The sequence below is a fragment of the Catenuloplanes japonicus genome (genome assembly GCF_000717135.1).
Classification (GTDB): domain Bacteria; phylum Actinomycetota; class Actinomycetes; order Mycobacteriales; family Micromonosporaceae; genus Catenuloplanes; species Catenuloplanes japonicus.
Window position 1 is genome coordinate 130,170 of sequence record NZ_JNXY01000031.1, and the last position, 19,644, is coordinate 149,813.

The 19,644-nt window shown below is 71.7% G+C and carries 20 protein-coding genes and 1 tRNA gene; 8 read left to right on the top strand and 13 right to left on the bottom strand.

Annotated elements, in window-relative coordinates; translation table 11 throughout:
* Positions 1-9 precede the first annotated feature (9 nt).
* The 8 genes from OP04_RS36380 to OP04_RS36415 form a co-directional block, all read right to left on the bottom strand.
* A complete protein-coding gene (locus OP04_RS36380; RefSeq protein ID WP_033344473.1) occupies positions 10-858 on the bottom strand; it encodes a sigma-70 family RNA polymerase sigma factor in 849 nt (282 codons plus the stop codon).
* Positions 859-1,353: 495 nt separating this feature from the next.
* Positions 1,354-1,953, bottom strand: coding sequence for a class I SAM-dependent methyltransferase (locus OP04_RS36385; protein ID WP_033344474.1), 600 nt, complete (start codon positions 1,951-1,953; stop codon positions 1,354-1,356).
* A 78-nt stretch (positions 1,954-2,031) separates the two neighbouring features.
* Positions 2,032-3,498: an MFS transporter gene (locus tag OP04_RS36390; protein WP_033344475.1), complete on the bottom strand. Its 1,467-nt coding sequence runs from the start codon at positions 3,496-3,498 to the stop codon at positions 2,032-2,034.
* Positions 3,499-3,509: 11 nt separating this feature from the next.
* On the bottom strand, positions 3,510-4,220 hold the full coding sequence (locus OP04_RS36395; RefSeq protein ID WP_033344476.1) for a YqeB family protein: 711 nt from the start codon (positions 4,218-4,220) through the stop codon (positions 3,510-3,512).
* 160 nt (positions 4,221-4,380) lie between these two features.
* Positions 4,381-4,794: a PIN domain nuclease gene (locus tag OP04_RS36400; RefSeq protein WP_033344477.1), complete on the bottom strand. Its 414-nt coding sequence runs from the start codon at positions 4,792-4,794 to the stop codon at positions 4,381-4,383.
* Positions 4,785-5,003: a type II toxin-antitoxin system VapB family antitoxin gene (gene vapB, locus OP04_RS36405; RefSeq protein ID WP_033344478.1), complete on the bottom strand. Its 219-nt coding sequence runs from the start codon at positions 5,001-5,003 to the stop codon at positions 4,785-4,787. Before vapB ends, OP04_RS36400 begins: the two co-directional genes overlap by 10 nt.
* 27 nt (positions 5,004-5,030) lie before the next feature.
* Complete coding sequence (locus OP04_RS36410; RefSeq protein ID WP_051799631.1) at positions 5,031-6,806, bottom strand: DEAD/DEAH box helicase family protein; 1,776 nt, start codon at positions 6,804-6,806, stop codon at positions 5,031-5,033.
* A complete protein-coding gene (locus OP04_RS36415; protein WP_033344479.1) occupies positions 6,807-8,687 on the bottom strand; it encodes a site-specific DNA-methyltransferase in 1,881 nt (626 codons plus the stop codon).
* Between the two features lie 116 nt (positions 8,688-8,803).
* Between OP04_RS36415 and OP04_RS36420 the strand changes: the two genes are divergently transcribed.
* From OP04_RS36420 to OP04_RS36435, 4 genes are all read left to right on the top strand, one after another.
* Positions 8,804-9,079, top strand: a complete 276-nt coding sequence (locus OP04_RS36420; RefSeq protein ID WP_033344480.1) for an SCO0607 family lipoprotein — start codon at positions 8,804-8,806, stop codon at positions 9,077-9,079.
* A gap of 103 nt (positions 9,080-9,182) precedes the next feature.
* Complete coding sequence (locus OP04_RS36425; protein WP_033344481.1) at positions 9,183-9,605, top strand: nuclear transport factor 2 family protein; 423 nt, start codon at positions 9,183-9,185, stop codon at positions 9,603-9,605.
* 46 nt (positions 9,606-9,651) lie between these two features.
* Positions 9,652-10,575 carry a helix-turn-helix domain-containing protein gene (locus tag OP04_RS36430; protein WP_033344482.1) on the top strand — a complete coding sequence of 308 codons (924 nt, stop codon included), beginning with the start codon at positions 9,652-9,654 and terminating at the stop codon, positions 10,573-10,575.
* A gap of 95 nt (positions 10,576-10,670) precedes the next feature.
* Positions 10,671-10,850: a hypothetical protein gene (locus OP04_RS36435; RefSeq protein WP_033344483.1), complete on the top strand. Its 180-nt coding sequence runs from the start codon at positions 10,671-10,673 to the stop codon at positions 10,848-10,850.
* A 145-nt stretch (positions 10,851-10,995) separates the two neighbouring features.
* Here OP04_RS36435 and OP04_RS36440 read toward each other — a convergent pair whose 3' ends face one another.
* From OP04_RS36440 to ssb, 3 genes are all read right to left on the bottom strand, one after another.
* Positions 10,996-12,540: a cobyric acid synthase gene (locus OP04_RS36440; RefSeq protein ID WP_033344484.1), complete on the bottom strand. Its 1,545-nt coding sequence runs from the start codon at positions 12,538-12,540 to the stop codon at positions 10,996-10,998.
* Between the two features lie 160 nt (positions 12,541-12,700).
* A complete protein-coding gene (locus OP04_RS36445) occupies positions 12,701-13,678 on the bottom strand; it encodes a cobalamin biosynthesis protein (RefSeq protein ID WP_051799658.1) in 978 nt (325 codons plus the stop codon).
* Between the two features lie 472 nt (positions 13,679-14,150).
* Complete coding sequence (gene ssb / locus OP04_RS52375; protein WP_085067053.1) at positions 14,151-14,756, bottom strand: single-stranded DNA-binding protein; 606 nt, start codon at positions 14,754-14,756, stop codon at positions 14,151-14,153.
* A 138-nt stretch (positions 14,757-14,894) separates the two neighbouring features.
* Between ssb and OP04_RS36455 the strand changes: the two genes are divergently transcribed.
* Together OP04_RS36455 and OP04_RS36465 are read left to right on the top strand one after the other, a co-directional pair.
* Positions 14,895-15,959 (top strand): alpha/beta hydrolase, encoded by a 1,065-nt coding sequence (locus OP04_RS36455; RefSeq protein WP_033344485.1) that lies wholly within the window; start codon positions 14,895-14,897, stop codon positions 15,957-15,959.
* Between the two features lie 555 nt (positions 15,960-16,514).
* A tRNA-Arg gene (locus OP04_RS36465) sits at positions 16,515-16,591 on the top strand.
* Here the strand turns inward: OP04_RS36465 and OP04_RS36470 are convergent.
* Together OP04_RS36470 and OP04_RS36475 are read right to left on the bottom strand one after the other, a co-directional pair.
* Complete coding sequence (locus OP04_RS36470) at positions 16,592-16,900, bottom strand: transcriptional regulator (RefSeq protein WP_033344487.1); 309 nt, start codon at positions 16,898-16,900, stop codon at positions 16,592-16,594. It abuts the tRNA gene before it with no gap.
* Complete coding sequence (locus OP04_RS36475) at positions 16,897-17,376, bottom strand: hypothetical protein (protein ID WP_033344488.1); 480 nt, start codon at positions 17,374-17,376, stop codon at positions 16,897-16,899. Before OP04_RS36475 ends, OP04_RS36470 begins: the two co-directional genes overlap by 4 nt.
* A 389-nt stretch (positions 17,377-17,765) precedes the next feature.
* On the opposite strand from OP04_RS36475, the gene OP04_RS36480 reads away from it, so the two are divergent.
* Positions 17,766-18,428 carry a YceI family protein gene (locus OP04_RS36480; protein WP_033344489.1) on the top strand — a complete coding sequence of 221 codons (663 nt, stop codon included), beginning with the start codon at positions 17,766-17,768 and terminating at the stop codon, positions 18,426-18,428.
* A 100-nt stretch (positions 18,429-18,528) separates the two neighbouring features.
* A complete protein-coding gene (locus OP04_RS36485) occupies positions 18,529-19,635 on the top strand; it encodes a M48 family metallopeptidase (protein WP_033344490.1) in 1,107 nt (368 codons plus the stop codon).
* The last annotated feature ends 9 nt before the right edge of the window (positions 19,636-19,644 follow it).

A 19,644-nucleotide genomic window follows, 5' to 3' on the forward strand; every position in this document is an offset into this window, starting at 1 on the left:
CCCGAATCGTCAGGCCGCCATCGGCAACCCCTGAGGGCTGGTCCGGGCCAGGCGGGTGCTCAGCGTGCCCTTTGTCCCGATCTGGGCGAAGTAGCTGGCGCGGCGGCGGGCCACACAGCCGTCCGGCCGACCGTTGCCGCTCACCTGGTCCGGGTCGAGGTGCGTGTTCAGGCCGTCCTTGAGCAGCATCAGCGCCTCCGCGCGCAGCTGGGAGATGCGCGACTCGGTGACGCCCAGCTCGGCCGCGATGACCGACATCGGCTCGTCGTTCAGGAAGTAGCGGGTGATCACGATGCGCAGCCGCTCGGGCAACGCCTCGATCGCGTTGTGCAGGTAGCCGATCCGCTCGCGGTGGACCAGCAGGTCCTCCGGGCCCATGGTCGGCTCCGTGACCATGTCCTCGGCGCTGCCGGTGGTGAAGCCCTGCAGCGAGAGCACGACCGCGCGCTGCACGTCGTCCTCGACCGAGCTGATCTCCGTGGCCGGGATCCCGAGGTGGGCGGCGAGTTCCGCGACCGAGGGGGTACGGCCGAGCGTGGCGGTCAGGTGCTGCCGGGCCACGTCGGTCTGCCGGGCCCGGGACCGGACCGAGCGGGACGCCCAGTCGAGGCCGCGCAGCTCGTCCAGCAGCGCGCCGCGGATCCGGGCGGCCGCGAACCGGTGGAACGGTATGCCACGCTCGACGTCGAACGCGCGGGCCGCGGTGACCAGCGCGGCCAGGCCGGCCGAGGTCAGGTCGTCGCGGTTGACGTGTGCCGGGACCCGGCCGAGCATCTCGCGGACCAGGTGGCCGACCAGAGGCATGTTCGCGCGGATCATGTCCTCACGGTCCCGGTCGCTCATCGGAATGCTGCTCATCGTGTGTTCCCCCTGCTGGTGTACCTCTCTGGCCAGGGAGAACTGTGAAATTCCACGGGTGCGAACAGGGTTGCGAACGGTTGCGATCCGGTTGTTCCCGCGAGTCTTCACTCAGGGGCGCGTTCCTGAGGGAAACGGGTAGGGCGTTCGCGTGACGGGCAGGCTGACGGCGTTCCGGGTGTGGATGACCCCGGATCTGCCGCTGGACGGCGCGGACCTGACCTCGCTCCGTAACTGCCGGAGGAGCGGGTGCACACGGCCTGCACGCTGGACACCGCGGTCCAGGAACTGATCTTCGCGGCCGGGCCGCTGCTCACCATCGCCGCGACCGCGCTCGGCGGCGGCCGGGGTGCTGATCGAGCGGGTGGGGTCGGCGGCGGCCGGGTTCGCGCCGGCAGCGGCGTCGGTGGCGATCGCGGTGCTGGTGGTGCCGGCCCGGCGGCCGTAACCGGGCGCGGCCGGCTACGGCCCCGGCGTCGTGCCCTGCGGGAACGCTCAGACGTTCGTGAGGACGCGGGAGCGGCGGGCGTAGTAGACGAAGGCGGGCGGGAGGTTGGCGGTGACCGTGCGGCCCAGCACGACCTCCTCGAAGGTGCGCTCGAGCATGGCGCGGAACCGGCGGGCCGCGGGCGTCCAGGCGGCCATCGTGTAGGCGAACGTGGTGAACGCGCCGGTCGGCGACATGGCGGCGTGGACGGCCTCGAGGATGGACCGCTGCGCGCTGAGCGGGAACGAGGCCCACGGCAGGCCGCTGATCACCACGTCGACGTGGTCGATGCCGCGCTCGGCCAGCAGCTGGGGGAGGTCGGCGGCGTTGCCGTTGATGACCTCGACGCCGGGGTGGCCGGCCGCGATCATGGTGGCGAGTGCCGGGTTGAGCTCGATGGCGAGGTGGCGGCCGCGGCCGGCCAGCTTCTCCTGGATGACCGTGGTGAACGCGCCGGTGCCGGGGCCGAGCTCGACCACGATCGGGTCACCGCTCTCCGGGATCGGCGCGACGATCGCCTCGCCGAGCCGGCGCGAGCTGGGTGCGATCGCCCCGGTGCGCGCGGGCGAGCGCAGGAACTCGCGCAGGAAGATGGAGGCGTTGCCCATCGATTGAACTCCCGAGGTCGGTACGTGCGTGTTCGGTGGGATTTTTCGCGCTGCACCGGCCGCCTGTCAAAGCGCCTGTCACCGCGGCTTCTCCGCCGGGTGCAGCGGTGTGTCGGCCAGCGCGCAGTGGGTCCGGACCGGTGTGTCGACGTGCCGGGGACGGCCCGGCACACCGGCGAACGCGATGACCGCACCGGCCGTCATCAGGCCGGCACAGATCCACATGGAGTAACGGTACGTGGGGTGCAGCGCGGCCGGGTCGGTCAGGCTGCCGGTGCCGATGCCGGCCGCGAGCGGCAGCACGGCCACGGACAGCAGGCCGGCCGCGCGGGCGACCGCGTTGTTGACGCCGCTGGCCACGCCCGCGTACCGGCGGTCGACCGAGCCGAGCGCGGTCGCGGTGAGCGGCGCCACGGTGGCGGAGAGGCCGAGGCCGAGGACGAGCACGGCGGGGAGCACGTCGCGCAGGTAGCTCGCGTCCGGGCCGACCCGCGCGAAGAGCAGCAGCGCGGCGGCGCAGATCAGCGGGCCGATCGTCATGGGCAGGCGCGGGCCGATACGTTCCGCGAGCGCGCCGGCCCGGGAGGAGAGCACCAGCATCATCGCGGTCAGCGGGAGCAGCGCCGTGCCGGCCGCGATCGGGCTGAAACCGGCCACGACCTGCAGGTTCAGCACGGTGAAGAGGAAGACGCCGCCGTTGGCCGCGTAGACCGCGAACGTGGCCAGGTTGGTGGCGGAGAACGCGCGCGAGGAGAAGACGGTCAGCGGCAGCATCGGGTGCGGGGAACGGCGCTCGACCAGCACGAATCCGGCCAGGCCGGCCAGGCCGAGCGCCAGCGTGCCGAGCACGACCGGGTGGGCGGCGCCGAGCGCGGGCCAGGCGGTGAAGCCGTAGGTGAGGCCGCCGAGCCCGACCGCGCCGACGATCGCGCCGGACAGGTCCAGGCCGCGCGGGGCGCCGTCGTCCCTGGTCTCGGGCACGTGACGGAGCGCGACCAGGACGACCAGCACGGCGAGCGGCACGTTGATCAGGAAGACCCAGCGCCAGCTCGCGGCCTCGACCAGCCAGCCGCCGAGGAACGGGCCGATCGCGCCGGCCACACCGCCGAGCCCGGACCAGGCGCCGATCGCCTTCGCCCGGTCCTCGCGCACGAACACGGCCTCCAGGATCGCCAGCGAACCGGGGGTGAGCAGCGCGCCGCCGATGCCCTGGAGCACGCGTGCGGCGATGAGCGTCTCCACGTTCGGCGCGAGGCCGCAGAGCAGCGACGCGAGCGCGAACCAGGCGACGCCGAGCACGAAGACGCTGCGCCGGCCGTAGCGGTCGCCGAGCGAACCGCCGAGCAGGATCAGCGACGCCAGGCTGAGCGTGTAGCCGTTCACGGTCCACTGCAGCGCGGCCGCGCCCGCGTCCAGCTCCGCGCCGAGGCGGGGGAGCGCGATGTTGACCACGGTGGCGTCGATCGAGGCCAGCCCGGAGCCGAGCACAGTGGCGAGGAGGACCCAGCGGCCTGCGGGGCGGCCGAGTCGGAGGTCCGCGTTCATCGGGGATCAAGCTACCGCGCGGTGTGCCGCCAGTGCTGCCGGTCCTTCTCGTCCTTGAGCGAGATGCCGATCCGGGACAGCTCCTGCCGCAGCGCGTCGGCCTCCTCGCGATCGTCCCGGCCGAGCGCGCGCTGACGCGCGTTGAGCAGCGCGTTCGCCCCGCGGGGGAGGCCGCCGGGCGCGTCGTCCTCGGGAAGACCCTCGACCCAGCGGCGGTACGAGGACGCGTACGGATCCCCGCCGGAGCGCCACGGGAGGCCGTGCGCGGTGAGCAGCGTCTCGATGCCGGGCCGGGGCGGGAGGTCACCGCGGACGCGCCACAGCTCGACGCCGTCGCGGCCAAGCACGACCAGCTCCTTGCCGGTCAGCCCGCCGGACTCCTCCACCCAGACCGTGCCGACCTCCGCGTGCCGGGCCCGCTTTGTCGTGTCGCCGCGGCGGACCACCAGCTCGTCCGCCTCCACGCCGATCACCACGTATCCCCAGAACGCGGACGCGGTCAGCGCCAGGCCGGCCAGCAGACCGGCGCCGACGAAGCCGATCAGCGCCCAGGGCTCGGGCCAGCCGGCGATCCAGCGGGCCAGGCCGAGCCAGGGGATCCACTCACGGTCGCTGATCCAGCCCCAGAAGTGGTGGAACAGCCAGCCGAGGCCGGCGCCGCCGAGCGGGAAGCCGGCGCAGACCAGCGCGAGGTCGGCGAACGAGCGTGGGGCCTTCTGCACGGGGTCCAGCCTGCCGGGTCCGGGGCGGCGGCGCGTCGGGCTTTGGTCGATCGGTGCGTATACCAAAGTCGACGGGCGGGCCGTCGGTCACGGAGCGGCGCGTCGGGCGGGTGGGGCGTACCCACGCGTGATTTTGATCTTTTAAAGGGGGCGTGGGTCGTCAGCCGATGACGAGACGCGCCACCGGCTGGCCGGTCAGCTCGGCGATGATCTCGAAATCCTTGTCGACGTGCAGGACCGTGCGGGCGGTCAGCTCGGCGGCGGCCGCGATGAGCAGGTCGGGAAGGCCCGGCCCGCGGTGGTGGCCGGAATCGGCGAGGAGTTTCTGCACCTCGATCGCGCGCCGCTCGATCGAGGGGGTGAGGTGCGCGATCGGCATCTGCGACAGCGGGGGCCGCTGGGATGCCAGCCGGAGGTCGGCTGCGGAGCGGGCCGAGTAGCCCACTTCGAGCAGCGTCACGGTGGTGATCTCCACCAGGCCCCGGTCGATCCGCGTGGCCCACTCGGCCGCGTCGCGGCTCCGGGCCAGGCGGACCAGCGCGGATTTGTCGATCAGCCAGAGTCCTACTGCCATGCCTCGTTCATCCGGTCATCGTCGGACAGGTCGGTGAAGGTCTGCTCGAACCACGCGAGATCGGCGAGCCGGGTCTGGCCCGAGCGTGAGACCGAGTTGGCAAGCGCGCGGCGGAGAAACTCGGTGCGGGAAATGCCGAGCTTGCCGGCGTCCGCGTCGATCGCGGCGACGATCTCGTCCGGCACATCGCGGATCAGGATGTCCGTCATGGTGTCACCTCCGGATATCGGACGATATCAAGGGAGGGGGTGCTCTGCCAGAGAGCGTTCGGTGGTGATGACGGCCGTGGCGGCGGTGAGGAAGGCGCGGGGGTCGTGGGCGAAGCCGGCGAAGACGGACGGGTGGAGCGCGGTGAGGATGGTGGCGAGCGTGCGGCGGGTCAGGCCGGTGCCGGTGGCGAGTTCGCCGAGCAGGTCGTGGGTGGTGGTGGCGCTCAGGCCGGGCTCGGCGTCGCGCGTGCCGGCCGCGGTGGTGATCGTGTAGCGGGGCGGTGCGGCGGGGAGGCGAGTGTTGAGCGCGGTCACGCAGGCGGTGATCAGGGCGGCGGAGTCGAGCGTGATCAGGGCCTTCTGCGGGACCTTTGTGCTCGGTCGGCGGGGTGAGCGTGCGTTGTGGACCTCGGGCGGGCGGGGGAACTCGCGCTGCAGGCCGGCCACGAAGTCGCGATAGGACTCCGGCGTGATCACGGTCAGCTCGTTGAGGGCGGGGTCGGTGAGGCGCTCGCCGTCCGGGCCGACCGCGAGACGCAGGCCCCGGCCGACCTCCTGACGGCGGGAGATCGTGCTGTCGCCGCGTTTGAGCATGCAGATGACGAACACGTTCGGGTTGTCCCAGCCCTCGCGCAGCGCGGAGTGCGAGAACAGGAACCGGACCGGCTCGTCCGGGGAGAGCAGCCGCTCGCGGTCGCGCAGGATCAGGTCGAACGCGTCCTCGTCGTCCGGCACGTCCGGATCCTGCATCCGGCCGGTGCGCCGGTCGATCGAGAAGTAGCCGCGGTGCACGTCGGCCGGGGTGCCGCTGCCGGTGGCCCGCGTGTACTCCTCCTCGAAGACGCGCGCGTAGTCGCCCTTGCCGTCCGCGCGCGCATAGTCGCGATAGCGCGCCACCGCGTCGATGAAGAAGAGCGACAACACCTTCACGCGGTACGGCCGCAGCCGCTCCTCCTGCTCCAGGTGCGCGCGCACGGCCTCGCGGATCTGCACGCGCCGTAACGCCTCCTCGCTGCTCGCCGCGGACGTCACGCCGTGCACGGCGATGCGTTTGACCAGCCCGCGCGCGTGGGCGTCGTGCGCGTCCAGGCGGTGGACCAGGTTCCGGGCGATGCGGTGCGTGGCGGAGTAGCGCAGGATCGCGGTCGGGCGGAACGAGGCCAGCGCACCGAGCGTGCGCCCGCCCTCCATCCGCTGCGGCTCGTCCAGGATCAGGACCGGGCGCACGCCGGCCAGCACGTCGATCGGGCGCCGGGACTGGAAGTCGTCACGCTCGGTGTGGATGCGCCGGCGGTCGGCCCCGGTGAACGACTGCATGTTGATGATCATGACGTTGATGCCGGGGTCGGACGCGAAGCTCTCCAGCCGGTGCAGGTGCCGGGAGCGGTAGGTGAAGAAGCGGGCCTTCCTGCCGTACGCGGCCATGAAGTGCTCGGCGGTCTGCGCGAACGAGCGGTCCACGCCCTCCCGGATCGCGATGCCAGGCACGACGATGACGAACTTCCCCCAGCCGTACCGCTGATGCAGCTCGAAGATGGTCTTGATGTAGGCGTAGGTCTTGCCGGTGCCGGTCTCCATCTCCACGTCCAGGTTGACCGGGCAGCCCGCGCTCGGGATCAGCGTGGCGTCGGCGGGCAGGCTCTGCCGGGACTGGACCGCGCGCACGTTCGCCAGCAGGCGGTCCGCGCCGATCCGCAACGGCGCGTTGGACGGGCCGGCCACGTGCGGCTGGCCGTCGAACGCGTCCACCACGGCGGCCACGGCCTCGGTCTGGTGCGGCTGGACCGCGTACCGCAGGCGCACTCAGAGCACCCGCAGGTCGATGCCGGGGCCGAGCAGGCGCTCCGCGTTGATCCGCAGCTCGTCGCCGGTGAACCCGGCATCGCGCAGCACCATCCTGGCCGGTCGTCGTCGTGCCGCCTCCGCGAACAGCTCCGGCGTGTAGGGCGGGTGGGTGTCCAGGCAGGCCAGCAGGTCACCGGCGGTGAAGGCGGCGTGACCGGCGATGTGATGGCGGTCGATGGGTTCGGCCGGGTCGACACCGAATCGGATCAGGACATCAAAAAGCAGATCTTCGCCGGTACGGCCGGGGAGCGCGCGGTCGGCGTCGTGTTCCAGGTCTTTTTGTCGTATTTCGTGCGGTTCGCGCCGTGCATCTTTCAGGCTCGGGAGGTCGAGACGGAGGCTGCGGAAACCGGTGTCCCCGGCCCAGGCCCTCTGCGCCTTGACCTCCGCGCCCGACCGCCTGATCCGCTCCCGGGCCAGGTCCGCGATGGTGTCGAAGCCGGGGCCGGGGTACGGCTCGGGGTATTGGACGAGCACGAAACGGCGGTTGCCGCCGTCGGCCGCGTTGGCCCGGAAGACCGCGTGCGCGGTGGTGGCGGAGCCGGCGAAGAAGTCCAGGACCAGCGCGTCGTCGTTCGCGGTGGTGAACGTGCGGATCAGGAACTCGATCAGGAAGACCGGCTTGGGGTAGGAGAACTCGATGCCCCAGCCGGCCAGCATCGCGCTGTTCTGCTTGGTGGTGCCCATGTTGCGCAGCACGGAGACGACGTGGCCGGCGTCCGGCGGCCGGTGCTTGGCGTAGTAGATCGCGCCGCGGTCGGTCAGGGCGAACGTGGTGGTGCGGCCCTTGGCGTCCTGGATCGGGGTGCAGCCGTTGGCGATGAAGAGTTCGAGCAGGTTGCGGCTGCTCCAACCGGACTTGAGTCTTGTCTGTTGGGTGGTTCGTCCGTTTTCTACGGTGATGGGGTCAAGAATTTTGGGGTATTTATCGTCTCTTGGCGCGATATATCCGTTGTCGAACCAGGCGGGGAAGCCCCGCGGCAGCGTGATCGTGGACTCCGGGTTGGCCGGGCCGTTCTTCGTGATCGAGTTCTCGATGCGCTCGTTGAAGAGCTTGCTCTCCTCCTCGATGTTCGGGTCGATGATCGCGGGACGGCCCAGCCGGGTCAGGTCGCGGGCGTAGGCGAGCACGTATTCGTGCACGCCCTTGATCGCGCTCTGCTGGTCGACGTTGCCCTCGTTGAGCCAGACGAACTGGGTCAGGAAGTTCGCCTCGCCGAAGATCTCGTCGCAGATCCGGCGCAGGTTCGCCTGCTCCACGTCGTTGATCGAGATGAGCAGCACGCCGTCCGGGCGCAGCAGCGTGCGGGCCAGCGTGAGGCGCTGGTACATCATCGACAGCCAGTTCGAGTGGAAGCGGCCGTCCGTGGCCAGATTGCCGACCAGGCCGGCCCGCGTGCGGTAGTCGTCGGCCCGCTCCCGGAACCGGTCAGGGTAGACGAACCGGTCGCTGCCGGTGTTGTACGGCGGATCGATGTAGATGACCTTGACCTTGCTCAGGTAGGTCTCCTGCAGCAACCGCAGCGCGTCCAGGTTGTCGCCCTCGATGAACAGGTTGCGGGTGCGGTCGAAGTCCTCGCTGACCGCCCGGTCCGGGCGCAGCGCCCGGACCGCGGGGCGGTTCGCGGCCAGCAGGGCGTCCCGCTTGCCCGGCCAGTCCAGGTGGAAACGCTCGCGCGGGCCCTCGACCAGGTACTCGCCCAGCTCGGTGCGTAACAGGTCCAGGTCGATCGCGGTCCTGGGCGTGCCGTCCGGGGACCGGACCTCGGTCACGCAGGCGGGGAAGAGCTCCGCGAGCAGCGCCACGTTCCGGGCGGTGCGATCTGGGGGCCTGGTCACGTCGGTCGAGCGTAGTCCGTTGAGGCCGGTGGGAATCCTGCTTTGAGCTGTCGGCTATGTGCCCGGCCGCCTGTTCACCGGTTGCCTCCTGCCACCGGACGACTAGCGTCGGGGGCATGAATACGCTCTCGCGTCTGCTGCCCGTCCTGGCGCTCACCGCGGCCGTCGCCGCGGGCTGTTCCGGCCAGGAGAAGATCTGCCGGGACGGGGAGTACCCGGTCAAGGCCGTGGACAGCACGACCGGGCGCACGTGCGTGGCGGACGACGAGCAGCCGCCCTCCGGATACGTCCGCTACCCGGAGGGCAAGGTCCCGGAGCACATCGGCGACGAGTGGGACACGTACTGGAGCACCCGGACGATCGACGCGAACGGGCTCGTGTCCGAGGCCTGACCGCAGGGGTGTACCGGCAGTGCCTGGAAAGGCGCGGCCTTCCAGGCGGTCCCGGGCCGGGGCGTAATGGGTGAGCCGCTACCGGCCTTTCGGAAGGATCACCATGACAACCACCACCAGCACTGACGTCGATGTCGTCCGTTCGCTCTACCGGGCGCTCAGCGCGGGCGACGCGGCCGGCGTCATCGCCCGGCTCGACCCGGACGTGATCGTCGACGAGCCGCGGGTGCTGCCGTACGGCGGTGAGAACCGTGGCCGGGACGTGTTCATCTCGTCGATCCTGGGCGCCATGATGAGCCACGCGGCCATCGAGATCACCGACTTCGACGTGTACGAGGGCGGAGCCGACGTGATCGGGCACCTGACCGGGGTGCTCACCGCGCACAGCACCGGCGAGAAGCTGCCGCTCACGATGATCGAGCAGCACGAGGTCTCGGACGGGGCCGTCCGCCGCATCGACGTCTACCTCAAGAACCCGGAAGACCTCGCCGCGTTCTACGCGCGGGCCGGCGCCGTATCGGTGTAATGCCAGACCCTGGTTCGTCCTGCCGCCGGCGATCTAGCCTTCGGGTATGACGCTGCAGCAGGACATCCGGGACTTCCTGACGTCGCGCCGCGCCCGGATCACCCCGGAGCGGGCCGGCCTGCCCGCGTACGGCGGCCGGCGCCGGGTCGCGGGGCTGCGTCGCGAGGAGGTCGCGCTGCTGGCCGGCGTGAGCGTCGACTACTACAACCGGGTCGAACGCGGCAACCTGCGCGGCGTGTCCGGGCCCGTGCTCGACGCGATCGCCCGGGTCCTGCACCTCGACGAGGCCGAGCACGCCTACCTGCACGACCTCGCCCGCACGGCGAACAGCACGCCGGTCACCCGACGTGGTGCCGTCTCCCGCGGTGGTGCCGTCTCCCGCCGTGGCGCTGTCTCCCGCACCGTGCGCCCCGGGCTGCGACGCCTGCTGGACGCGATGACCGAGGCCCCGGCCGCGGTCGTGAACGGCAGGATGGACATCCTGGCCGCCAACCGGCTCGGCCGTGCGCTCTACGCCGAGGTGCTCGACCACCGCGGGCTGCCGGGCAACCTCGCGCACTTCGGCTTCCTGAGCCCGCGCGGCCGGACGTTCTTCCCCGACTGGGAGCGGACCGCGGACGACTCCGTGGCGACGCTGCGCTCCGCCGCCGGCAGCAACCCCTACGACCGCGACCTGTCCGACCTCGTCGGCGAACTCTCCACCCGCAGCGACGAGTTCCGGACACGCTGGGCCGCCCACGACGTCCGCTTCCACCGCGTCGGCACGAAACGCTTCCAGCACGCGGTCGTCGGCGACCTCACGCTGTCCTACGAGACGATGGACCTCAGCGCGGACCCGGGCCTGGTCCTGCTGGCCTACACCGCCGAGGCCGGGTCCCCGTCCGGCGACGCGCTCCGCCTGCTCGCCAGCTGGGCGGCCACCCAGGAGCAGCAGGCCGCGGCCTCCGGCCAGGCGGCGGACAACGCCTGACCCGTGCGATCGGCGGTGCGCCGCACGCGTTGATCGCGCCGGGGCGAGGTGCCGGCGGGCGGCGAGAACCGGGGTGCCCGCGCTCATTCCTCCCGGTGGGACGGGCCCGCCTCGGCATCCTGCGCGACGCCGGCCCGGTGCTGCGCCGCCGTGCAGGCCGGGCGCCGGCCGGGCTCCGGCCGGGCGCCGACGGGCGATACGCCGCCGTCGCGCGCCGGGCTGCGGCGGTGCTCGGCGGGTTCCTGCGCGTGGGCGCCGGCACCATGCGGTGGTGAGGTCAGGCAGGGGGCACCGGTGCGGTCAGGCCGGGCCGCCGGTGTGGGGAGCCAGATCAGGGCCGCCGGTGTGGTCAGGCCGGGGTCGCCGGTGTGGTCAGGCCGGGTCGCCGGTGTGGGGGTCAGGCCGGGGCTGCCGGTGTGGTCAGGCAGGGGCGCCGGGTGGGATGAAGGGCAGGCCCGGGGGCGGGCCGGACTCGATGAGGCGCCAGAGAGCGTCGGTGTCCAGGTGTTCCTCCACGAGGTCGGCGAGGCGGTCGAGGCCGCGGGCGCGGGCGGCGGCGAAGGACGTGTCGGGGGAGACGGTGAAGCCGTGGCGTCCGGCCAGGCGGGCGGCCTCGGTGAGGAAGCGGCGGCGGAAGCCGTCGGACTCGAAGGCGCCGTGCCAGTGGGTGCCGAAGACCGGGCCCGCGATCGCACCCTCGGGGCGGCCGTCCGTGTAGCGCAGGAACGGCTCGGCACCGGCCGTGGAGACCTGGCCGTGGTGGATCTCGTAGCCGGAGACCGCCTCGGTGCCGAACGCGCTGCCGTGCGGCAGGCCGAGCGTCTTGCGCGGGGCGAACGTGATCTCGGTGGGCAGCAGGCCCAGGCCGGGAACGGTGCCGTCGCGGCTCTCCACGTCGTCGTGGATGGTGCGGGAGAGCATCTGGAAGCCGCCGCAGATGCCGAGCACCGGTTTGCCGGCGGCGGCGTGCGCGGTGACCGCGTCCGCGAGCCCGGTGTCGCGCAGCCAGCGCAGGTCGGAGACCGTGGACTTGGAGCCGGGGAGCACGACCAGGTCGGCGTCCAGCAGGTCCGCGGGGGTGCCGGTGAGCCGCACGCGCACGCCGGGCTCGGCGGCCAGGGCCTCGGCGTCGGTGGCGTTGGAGATGCGCGGCAGCCGGACGACGGCGATGCGCAGCCAGTCGCGGCCGACCGGCGGGGCAGGGCGGCCGAGCGTGCTGCCGTAGGCCAGCGAGTCCTCACCGTCGAGCCACAGGTCGTGGTCGTAGGGGAGCACGCCGTGCACGGGGCGGCCGGTCGCGTTGGTGATCATGTCGAGTCCGGGGCGGAGCAGGCCGGGATCGCCGCGGAACTTGTTGATGACGAAGCCGCTGAGCAGCGCCTGGTCCTCCGCGGAGAGCAGCGCGAGCGTGCCGAACAGCGCCGCGAACACACCACCCCGGTCGATGTCGCCGACCACGATCGCGGGCAGGTGCGCGCCGCGGGCGAGCCCCATGTTCACGAAGTCACCGGCCCGCAGGTTGATCTCGGCGGGGCTGCCCGCGCCCTCGCAGATCACCGCGTCGTACTCGGCCCGCAGCTCGGCCAGCGTCTCGAACACGGTCCCGGCGAGCCTGGGGCGCAGCGCGCGGTAGCTGCCGGCGCTCACCGTGTCGACCGCCTCGCCGAGCAGCACCACCTGGCTGTGCAGGTCACTGCCGGGCTTGAGCAGCACCGGGTTGAACCGGATGTCCGGCGCGATCCCGGCCGCGGCGGCCTGCATGGCCTGGGCCCGGCCGATCTCGCCGCCCCGCCCGTCCGGGCCGACGACCACGGCCGAGTTGTTCGACATGTTCTGCGCCTTGAACGGCGCCACCCGCACGCCTCGCCGCGCCAGCCACCGGCAGATCCCGGCCGTGAGCACGCTCTTCCCGGCATCCGACGTGGTCCCGGCGACCAGCAGCCCGCCGGCCTGCCGGCCGCTCATCGCGTGCCCTCCGTCCCGGCGACAGCCTGCGCCGCGAAGGCTCGTGCGTCGAGCGGCGGTGCGTCGAGCGGTGGGGTGCCGAGCGAGCGTGTGCCGATCGGTCGTGCGGTGGGCGCCGTGACCATGGCGGTTGCGGCGGCTGGCGGGCTGGCGGAACGGTTCATCGGGGGCTCCTCGCGCGTGCGGCCGTGGCGCGGCGGGCCTTGACGGCGGTGGACAGGCGGTAGGCGGCGGCCAGGGTGGCGGCGGCCAGGCCGACCGCGCCGGAGAGGCGGGCGGCGCGGGCGATGTCGGGGGCCAGCGGGGGAGCGCCGTCGCCCAGGTGGGGGCGGGTCTCGGCGCGGCCGAAATAGACGTTGCGGCCGCCGAGACGCACGCCGAGCGCGCCGGCCATGGAGGACTCGCACTGGCCGGCGTTGGGGCTGGGGTGGCGGTGGCCGTCGCGGAGCCAGATGCGCAGCGCCCGGGACGGGCTGCCACCGGCCACCGGTGCGAGCGCGACCGCGAGCGCGGCGGTCAGACGGGACGGGATCAGGTTGAGCGCGTCGTCCAGCCGGGCGGCGGCCGTGCCGAACCGGGCGTAGCGCGGGGAACGGTGGCCGACCATCGCATCCAGCGTGTTCGCGGCGCGGTAGCCGAGCAGGCCGGGCAGCCCGGCGACGGCGCCCCAGAACAGCGGGGCGACGATCGCGTCCGAGGTGTTCTCGGCGACGGACTCGACGGTGGCCCGGGACAGTTCCGGCTCGTCCAGCGCGGACGGGTCGCGTCCGCACAGGTGGCCGAGCCGGCCGCGTGCGGCCTCGATGTCGTCACGGTCCAGCGCGCCGGCCATGGTGTGCGCCTCGGCCCGCAGCGTGCGCGCGCCCAGCACGGTCCAGGTGGCGGCCGCCACGGCCACGGCGCGCAGCACGGGTTGCCGGCGGGTCAGCCCGGCGACCACGACGCCGGCCAGCACGGGCGCGCCGACCGCGATCGCGGCGAAACGTGCGCCGGACGCCCGGTCGGGTGCGTAGACCCGCTTCTCCAGCGCGGATGCGGCCGTGCCGAAACCGGCCACCGGGTGCAGGCGGCGCGGGTCGCCGAAGAGCGCGTCCAATCCGTAGCCGGCGAGCAGCCCGACCGCCTCCGCGGCCCTCAGCCGTGCGGCCGACACCGGTCGCCGCGCACGGGCCGCGTCCGTCGGCACGCCGCGGTCCGTCGGCACGCCGCGGTCCGTCGGCACGCCGCGGTCCGTCTGCGGGCCGCGGATCGTTCGCGGGCTGAGGACCGTTCGCGGGCTGTGGGCCGGCGCCGCACGCCGTTCACGCGATCGGAAGTCTGCTCTTGTTGGCACCGGATCACCTCCGCCGGGCAGCCTAGCCACCGCCGGGTCGTGGCCTCCGCACGAGGCCGATCTTGGGAATTCCGGCCTCCGCGACGGGGCCGGTCATGAGGGAAGCCACCCACCGGCCGATGGGCGGGCCTGCGGGGTAGGCCTCGGCCGGGTACCGGCCGATGGGTGGCGGACCCACCGCCGCGCCTGCCGGGGTTCGCGGCGGTGGGGGTCTCCAGCGGTTGCCGATCTCAGCGGCTGCCCGGCTCGTGTCTGCCCGGCTCAGTGATCGCCCGGCTCAGCGGCTGCCGGTGAGGGCGGCCGTGTCGTCGAGCTCGTCCAGCGCGGTGCCGAGATCCTCGCCGGCCAGCGGGTCGTCCGGGCGGTCGAGCGGCGAGGCCGGCGGCTCGTAGTCGAAGTCGCCGTCCGCGTGCTGTTGCTGCTCGTCGAGCCCGCCCGGTGTGAACGGCTCGGTGGCCTCGCCGCGGATGTGATCGTCGCCGAGGCCGTCCGCGATCTCGCCGGTAGCCGCGCCGCCGGGCCGCGTGCGCTTGAACGTGCCCTGCCCGCGGTTCAGATCGTGGCCGACGGAGACGGCCTCCAACTCGTACTGCACACGGTGGTTGCCGTCCGGGTCGATCCAGTCGCGGGTGTAGAGCCGGCCGATCACGATGACGGGGTCGCCGGTCATCACGCAGGCGGCCACGTTCTCCGCCAGGCGGCGCCAGCAGGTGACCCGCACCCGCAGATGGTTGCCGTCGATCCACTGGCCGGTCTCGCGGTCCATCTTGCGGGCGGTGGAGGCCACCTTGAAGTGGGCGACCACCGCCTTCGTGCTCTCGGTGCGGCGCCACTCGGGTGCGGTCAGCACGTTGCCGACCACGGTGACGTAGGTGTCGAACATGGGACCCCCTTGCTCGGATGTGAGGGGTCCAGACTTCCGCCGAGGACACCCGCAGAACCGGGCCTGTGGACAGAGAATCCGCCTGTGGACAACCATTCGGACAGCCGGATGATCTGTTACGGGGGTAGGGTCGCTGACGTGGAGACTGACGTCCTCGGTGAGCCCTATGAGCGCCGCACGATCGACCTCGGGAACGACGACGAGGGCCCGGTCGTCGCCACACTGGTACGCCGTCGCAGCGACAACCCGGACGGCCGGGCCGTGCTCTACGTGCACGGGTTCGTCGACTACTTCTTCCAGACCCACCTGGCCGAGTTCTTCACGGACCGGGGCTGGGACTTCTACGCCCTCGACCTGCGCAAGTACGGCCGGAGCCTGCTCCCGCACCAGACGCCCAACTTCTGCCGCAGCATCGACGACTACTTCCCGGAGCTGGACGAGGCGACCCGGATCATCCGCGAGGAGGACGGGCACGATCGTCTGCTGGTCGCGGCGCACTCCACGGGCGGGCTCGTGGCCTCGCTGTGGGCGGACGCACGTCGTACCCGCGGATGGGTTGATGCCCTGTTCTTGAACAGCCCGTTCTTCGATCTGAACATGTCGTGGGTGATGCGCCGCCCGCTGCTGTCCGTGCTGTGCCGGGCCACGCGTAACCGCCCCTACGGCATGCTGCCGCAGGGGCTCAACCAGGTGTACGGCGAGAGCATCCACGCGGACCACCGTGGCGAGTGGGACTACAACCTGGAGTGGAAGCCGCTGGCCGGGTTCCCGGTGCGTTTCGGCTGGCTGAACGCGATCCGGGACGCGCAGGCGCGGCTACGGCACGGGCTGAACGTGGACGTGCCGATCCTGCTGGCCTGCTCCGCGCGCAGCTACCGCGGCGGGAAGTGGGCCGAGGACGCCCGGCTGGCCGACGCGGTGCTCAACGTCGAGCACATGGCGAAGTGGGCGTCCCACCTGGGCGGTCACATCACGGTGGTGCGCTTCGACGGCGGCCTGCACGACCTGACGCTCTCCGGGCCGGAGGTGCGCGACCGCGTCTTCACTGAGGTTGATCGATGGGCTCAGGTGTACGTGTCGGCACCGGCTCAGGCTCCGGAAGATCGAGTTCCGGGAGGAGGATCTCCGCTTCCCGAGGCTGATCCGCAGCCGCAGGAAGCGGCGTCCAGCTCCCCGCGCGCCACACCAGCAGATCCTGCATGAGCAGCTGGGTGCCGCCGGCGAAGAACATCCGCCCGACCGCGCGCCGCGTCTTCTCCAGGCCCGGCGCCGACCCGGAGCCGGTGACGATCACCACATCGCGGGCGGGCACGCCGATGACCAGCTCGCCCGGCACCTGCTCGGCCAGATCGTTCCAGAACTCCTCGACCAGCAGCACGGTCGACTCCAGGCCCTCGAACGAGAGCATCAGCGACGGCGGCTGGCCGTGGATGCGCACCTGGGACATCGCCTGGTAGAGCGTCTCCTCGGCCTGGCGCTTGACGGTGCGCCGGCTGACCCGCATCTTCTCCAGGTCGGGCCAGGTCACCATCTGCTCGCCGAACGGCGGACCGAAGCTGTACCCGACCGCGAGGCCGGGGATGAACCGGTCAAGCACCCAATCCGGGTGAAACTCCGCTTCCCGGGCGGAGATCAGGATTGGAAAATAGGTCGTACTCGTCACCTGCACGCTCGAAAATCTAGTATGTGCTCGCACGGTGATCCATGCCCCCTTCCACGGGGGCCCGGCCACCGGCGGTAATCTGCACGTGCTGACGCGCGCTCGTAGCTCAGTTGGATAGAGCAGTGGACTTCTAATCCACCGGTCGCAGGTTCGAGTCCTGCCGGGCGCACCACTACTGCGGTGTTGCCTCGGCGCGGGCCAGCAGCTCCCGCAGTGCGGCGACGTGGTCGCGGATCGCGGTCCGGCCGGCGTCGGTCAGGGAAAGCCAGGTCCGCGGGCGCCGCCCGATGCTTCCCTTGCGCAATCTCAGATATCCGGCCCTCTCCAGCGCGGTGGCCAGCTTGGAGAGCACCGAGTCGCTGATGCCGGCCGCCTCCCGCGCGACGCCGAACTCCATCTCCTCCGCCCCGGCCAGCACGGCCATGATGGCGAGCCGGGTGGTGGTATTGATGATCGGATCCAGCTCCGGCGCAGCGGTCATCGGGGCTCCCGGGCCAGTCGATCGGCGTAGCGGCCCGCGAGACGACGCGCGGCGACGCCGACGATCGTCATCATGAGAACCGCGTAGAGCAGACCGGCGGTGGCGAACGGGACCTGCGCGCCCGCATCACGCAACGCCAGACCGGCGAGGCTCGCGAGGGTGAAGACCGCCACGTGCAGCGCGAAGAACGCGGTGACGACGCCGGCCCCGTAACCGGTCCAGCGCGGGCGGGCCTGCCACTCCCACCGGGAGTAGACGGTCCAGATCGCGCAGATCACCATGGGTAGCGGGAAACGCAGGATCGCGCCGATTCCCCAGAGCGACGGCGGGATGTCGAAACTCGCGCCGAGGGCGATCGCTAGCAGGCCGGTGACCAGGAGATATCGGCTCGGGTCGCGCGGGCGGACAGCGTCGGCGCCCCGCCGCACACCGCGATCGACCGTGCGCAGGGCGGCGGCGGCCTCTTCGCCTGTCATTCCACTCATGGAAACCCCTTTCCATGTAGAAAGTACATGCGGGTCGGCCGGACAGGCAAGCGCGCGGCGCCCTGGTGTTTCGCGGACGTGGCCATCTGATTCGCGCCCGTCGCGGCCGCTACGGCGTGACGCCGACGGAATTCGTGCGTGTTCGTCCGCTCAGTGATTGAGAGGCGACGCTCTGTCCGAGAATGTCGGGGATCTCTCAGTGAATTCATGGCAACGCGTTACTTGCCGCAATTCGCCGACCCTTGCATGAATGCCACATTTAACCGCCATCCGGGGCGGAAATCAGGACAAGGCGGGCGGCGGGTTGCTGTGGTCTAATCGGACGAAAGGTCACGGAGAGTCGTGATAAGGCAAAAGCAATTCAGGGGGTACGCGGAGCGATGTCAGATCGCCCGACGCGGGAATGGAATGGCCTGATCATTCCGTCGCCCGGCATCTACGACCTGGACGAGGGCCACAAGCGGATCGGCTTCCACACGATGCACATGATGGTCAGCCCGGTGCGCGGTGAGTTCGCCAAGGGGCAGGCCAGAATCATCGTGGCGGAGGATCCGCTGCAATCGAGTGTGACCGCCGTCATTCAGGCGAACAGCATCGACACCACCAATCCGGAACGGGACGCGCATCTGTCCAGCGCCGATTTCCTGGACGTCGAGTCGTTTCCGGCGCTGGAGTTCCGCAGCACCGGTGTGAAATACCAGGAGGCGGACGAGTCCATCTTCCTGTGGGCGAATCTGCGGCGGAACAAGATCTCGCGGCGCGCGGTGGACATGCCGGAGCCGGCGGGCAAGCGGCCGGGGAAGTTCGTGCTCAGCGGCGATCTGCGGATCAGGAGCGTCACGCAGCCGGTGGAGCTGACCGTGGAGTTCGGCGGGGCGCGGCGCGATCCGTACGGGCGGGACATCGTGGGTTTCAGTGCGCACACCGAGATCGACCGGGAGGACTTCGGGCTGGTCTGGAACGTGGCGCTGGAGAGCGGCGGCGTGCTGGTGGGGAAGAAGGTCCGGATCGAGATCGCCGGCGAGGCGATCCGCCAGCAGTGATCGGGACCCTAGGGGAGAACTCAGGGTGAGCGTTCCTGGACGTGGTTTGACGGGCTGAGGCACGATCGCAGGGAAGTTCGGCGATTCTGGGGAGCGTGAGATGACGTCCGACAGCACAGGCGGCACACCGGCGCGACGGAGGGTGACGCTCACCGGCATCAGCTCACGTGCCTGGGAACACCCGGCCGACCGGGGCGCGCTGACCGCGCTCCGCGAGCTGCGCGGTTTCGACGACGTGGTGAAGGCCTTCTTCGGCATGTGGAACGAGCGCGGTTTCCGCCTTTCGTACCTGGCCGGCGGCATCCGCGTCGACCACCGGCAGTACCCGTCGGTCTACGCGCGTTATGCCGAGGCCGGCGCCGCGCTCGACATCCCGGAGCTGCCGGAGCTCTACGTCGAGCAGAACCCGATGATCGGCGGCAAGGCCATCGGCCTGGACAAGCCGTTCATCGTGATCACCACGGGCGCGGTCCAGCAGCTCGACGAGGACGAGCTGCGCACGCTGCTCGGCCACGAGCTGGGTCACGTGCGCAGCGGCCACGCGGTCTACAAGACGATCATGATGGTGCTGACGCGCTGGGCGACGAACGTGGCCTGGCTGCCGATCGGCGCGATCGCGCTCCGGGCGATCATCGCGGCGATGTACGAGTGGTGGCGCAAGGCCGAGCTCTCCGCCGACCGGGCCGGTCTGCTCGCCGGTCAGGACCCGGCCGCGGCGCTGCGCCTGCTGATGAAGCTCGCGGGCGGCGGCGATCTGAGCCAGATCGACACCACCGCGTTCCTGGAGCAGGCCGCGGAATATCAGGGCGGCGGCGACCTGCGCGACAGCCTGCACAAGCTGAAGATGACGGCCTGGAGCAGCCACCCGGTGCCGGTCGCCCGCGCGGCTGACCTGCGCGCGTGGGTCGACTCCGGCGCCTACGCCCGGATTCTCGGCGGCGACTTCCCGCACCGGGACACGGACGGCGACGCGAAGGTCACCGAGGCCGCGAAGGAAGCGGCCGACTCGTACCGGGAGACGTTCGCCAACTCGCCCGACCCGCTGGTCACGCTGGCCCGTCGGCTCAGCGGCGGCGCGGCCGACATCGGCGAGTGGGCCGGCAGTCAGGCGGGCAAGGCGCGCGACTGGGCGAGCACGGCGGCGGACTCCGCGGCCCGTGCCGCCCGCCGTCGTCCGGGGACGAACGGAAGCGCTGAAGACCAGTAGATTGGTCTC

Coding starts and splice junctions, on each gene's coding strand:
- OP04_RS36380 (WP_033344473.1), bottom strand. CDS start 858: ATGAGCAGCATTCCGATGAGCGACCGGGACCGTGAGGACATGATCCGC.
- OP04_RS36385 (WP_033344474.1), bottom strand. CDS start 1,953: ATGGGCAACGCCTCCATCTTCCTGCGCGAGTTCCTGCGCTCGCCCGCG.
- OP04_RS36390 (WP_033344475.1), bottom strand. CDS start 3,498: ATGAACGCGGACCTCCGACTCGGCCGCCCCGCAGGCCGCTGGGTCCTC.
- OP04_RS36400 (WP_033344477.1), bottom strand. CDS start 4,794: ATGGCAGTAGGACTCTGGCTGATCGACAAATCCGCGCTGGTCCGCCTG.
- vapB (WP_033344478.1), bottom strand. CDS start 5,003: ATGACGGACATCCTGATCCGCGATGTGCCGGACGAGATCGTCGCCGCG.
- OP04_RS36420 (WP_033344480.1), top strand. CDS start 8,804: ATGAATACGCTCTCGCGTCTGCTGCCCGTCCTGGCGCTCACCGCGGCC.
- OP04_RS36425 (WP_033344481.1), top strand. CDS start 9,183: ATGACAACCACCACCAGCACTGACGTCGATGTCGTCCGTTCGCTCTAC.
- OP04_RS36430 (WP_033344482.1), top strand. CDS start 9,652: ATGACGCTGCAGCAGGACATCCGGGACTTCCTGACGTCGCGCCGCGCC.
- OP04_RS36440 (WP_033344484.1), bottom strand. CDS start 12,540: ATGAGCGGCCGGCAGGCCGGCGGGCTGCTGGTCGCCGGGACCACGTCG.
- ssb (WP_085067053.1), bottom strand. CDS start 14,756: ATGTTCGACACCTACGTCACCGTGGTCGGCAACGTGCTGACCGCACCC.
- OP04_RS36470 (WP_033344487.1), bottom strand. CDS start 16,900: ATGACCGCTGCGCCGGAGCTGGATCCGATCATCAATACCACCACCCGG.
- OP04_RS36475 (WP_033344488.1), bottom strand. CDS start 17,376: ATGACAGGCGAAGAGGCCGCCGCCGCCCTGCGCACGGTCGATCGCGGT.
- OP04_RS36480 (WP_033344489.1), top strand. CDS start 17,766: ATGTCAGATCGCCCGACGCGGGAATGGAATGGCCTGATCATTCCGTCG.
- OP04_RS36485 (WP_033344490.1), top strand. CDS start 18,529: ATGACGTCCGACAGCACAGGCGGCACACCGGCGCGACGGAGGGTGACG.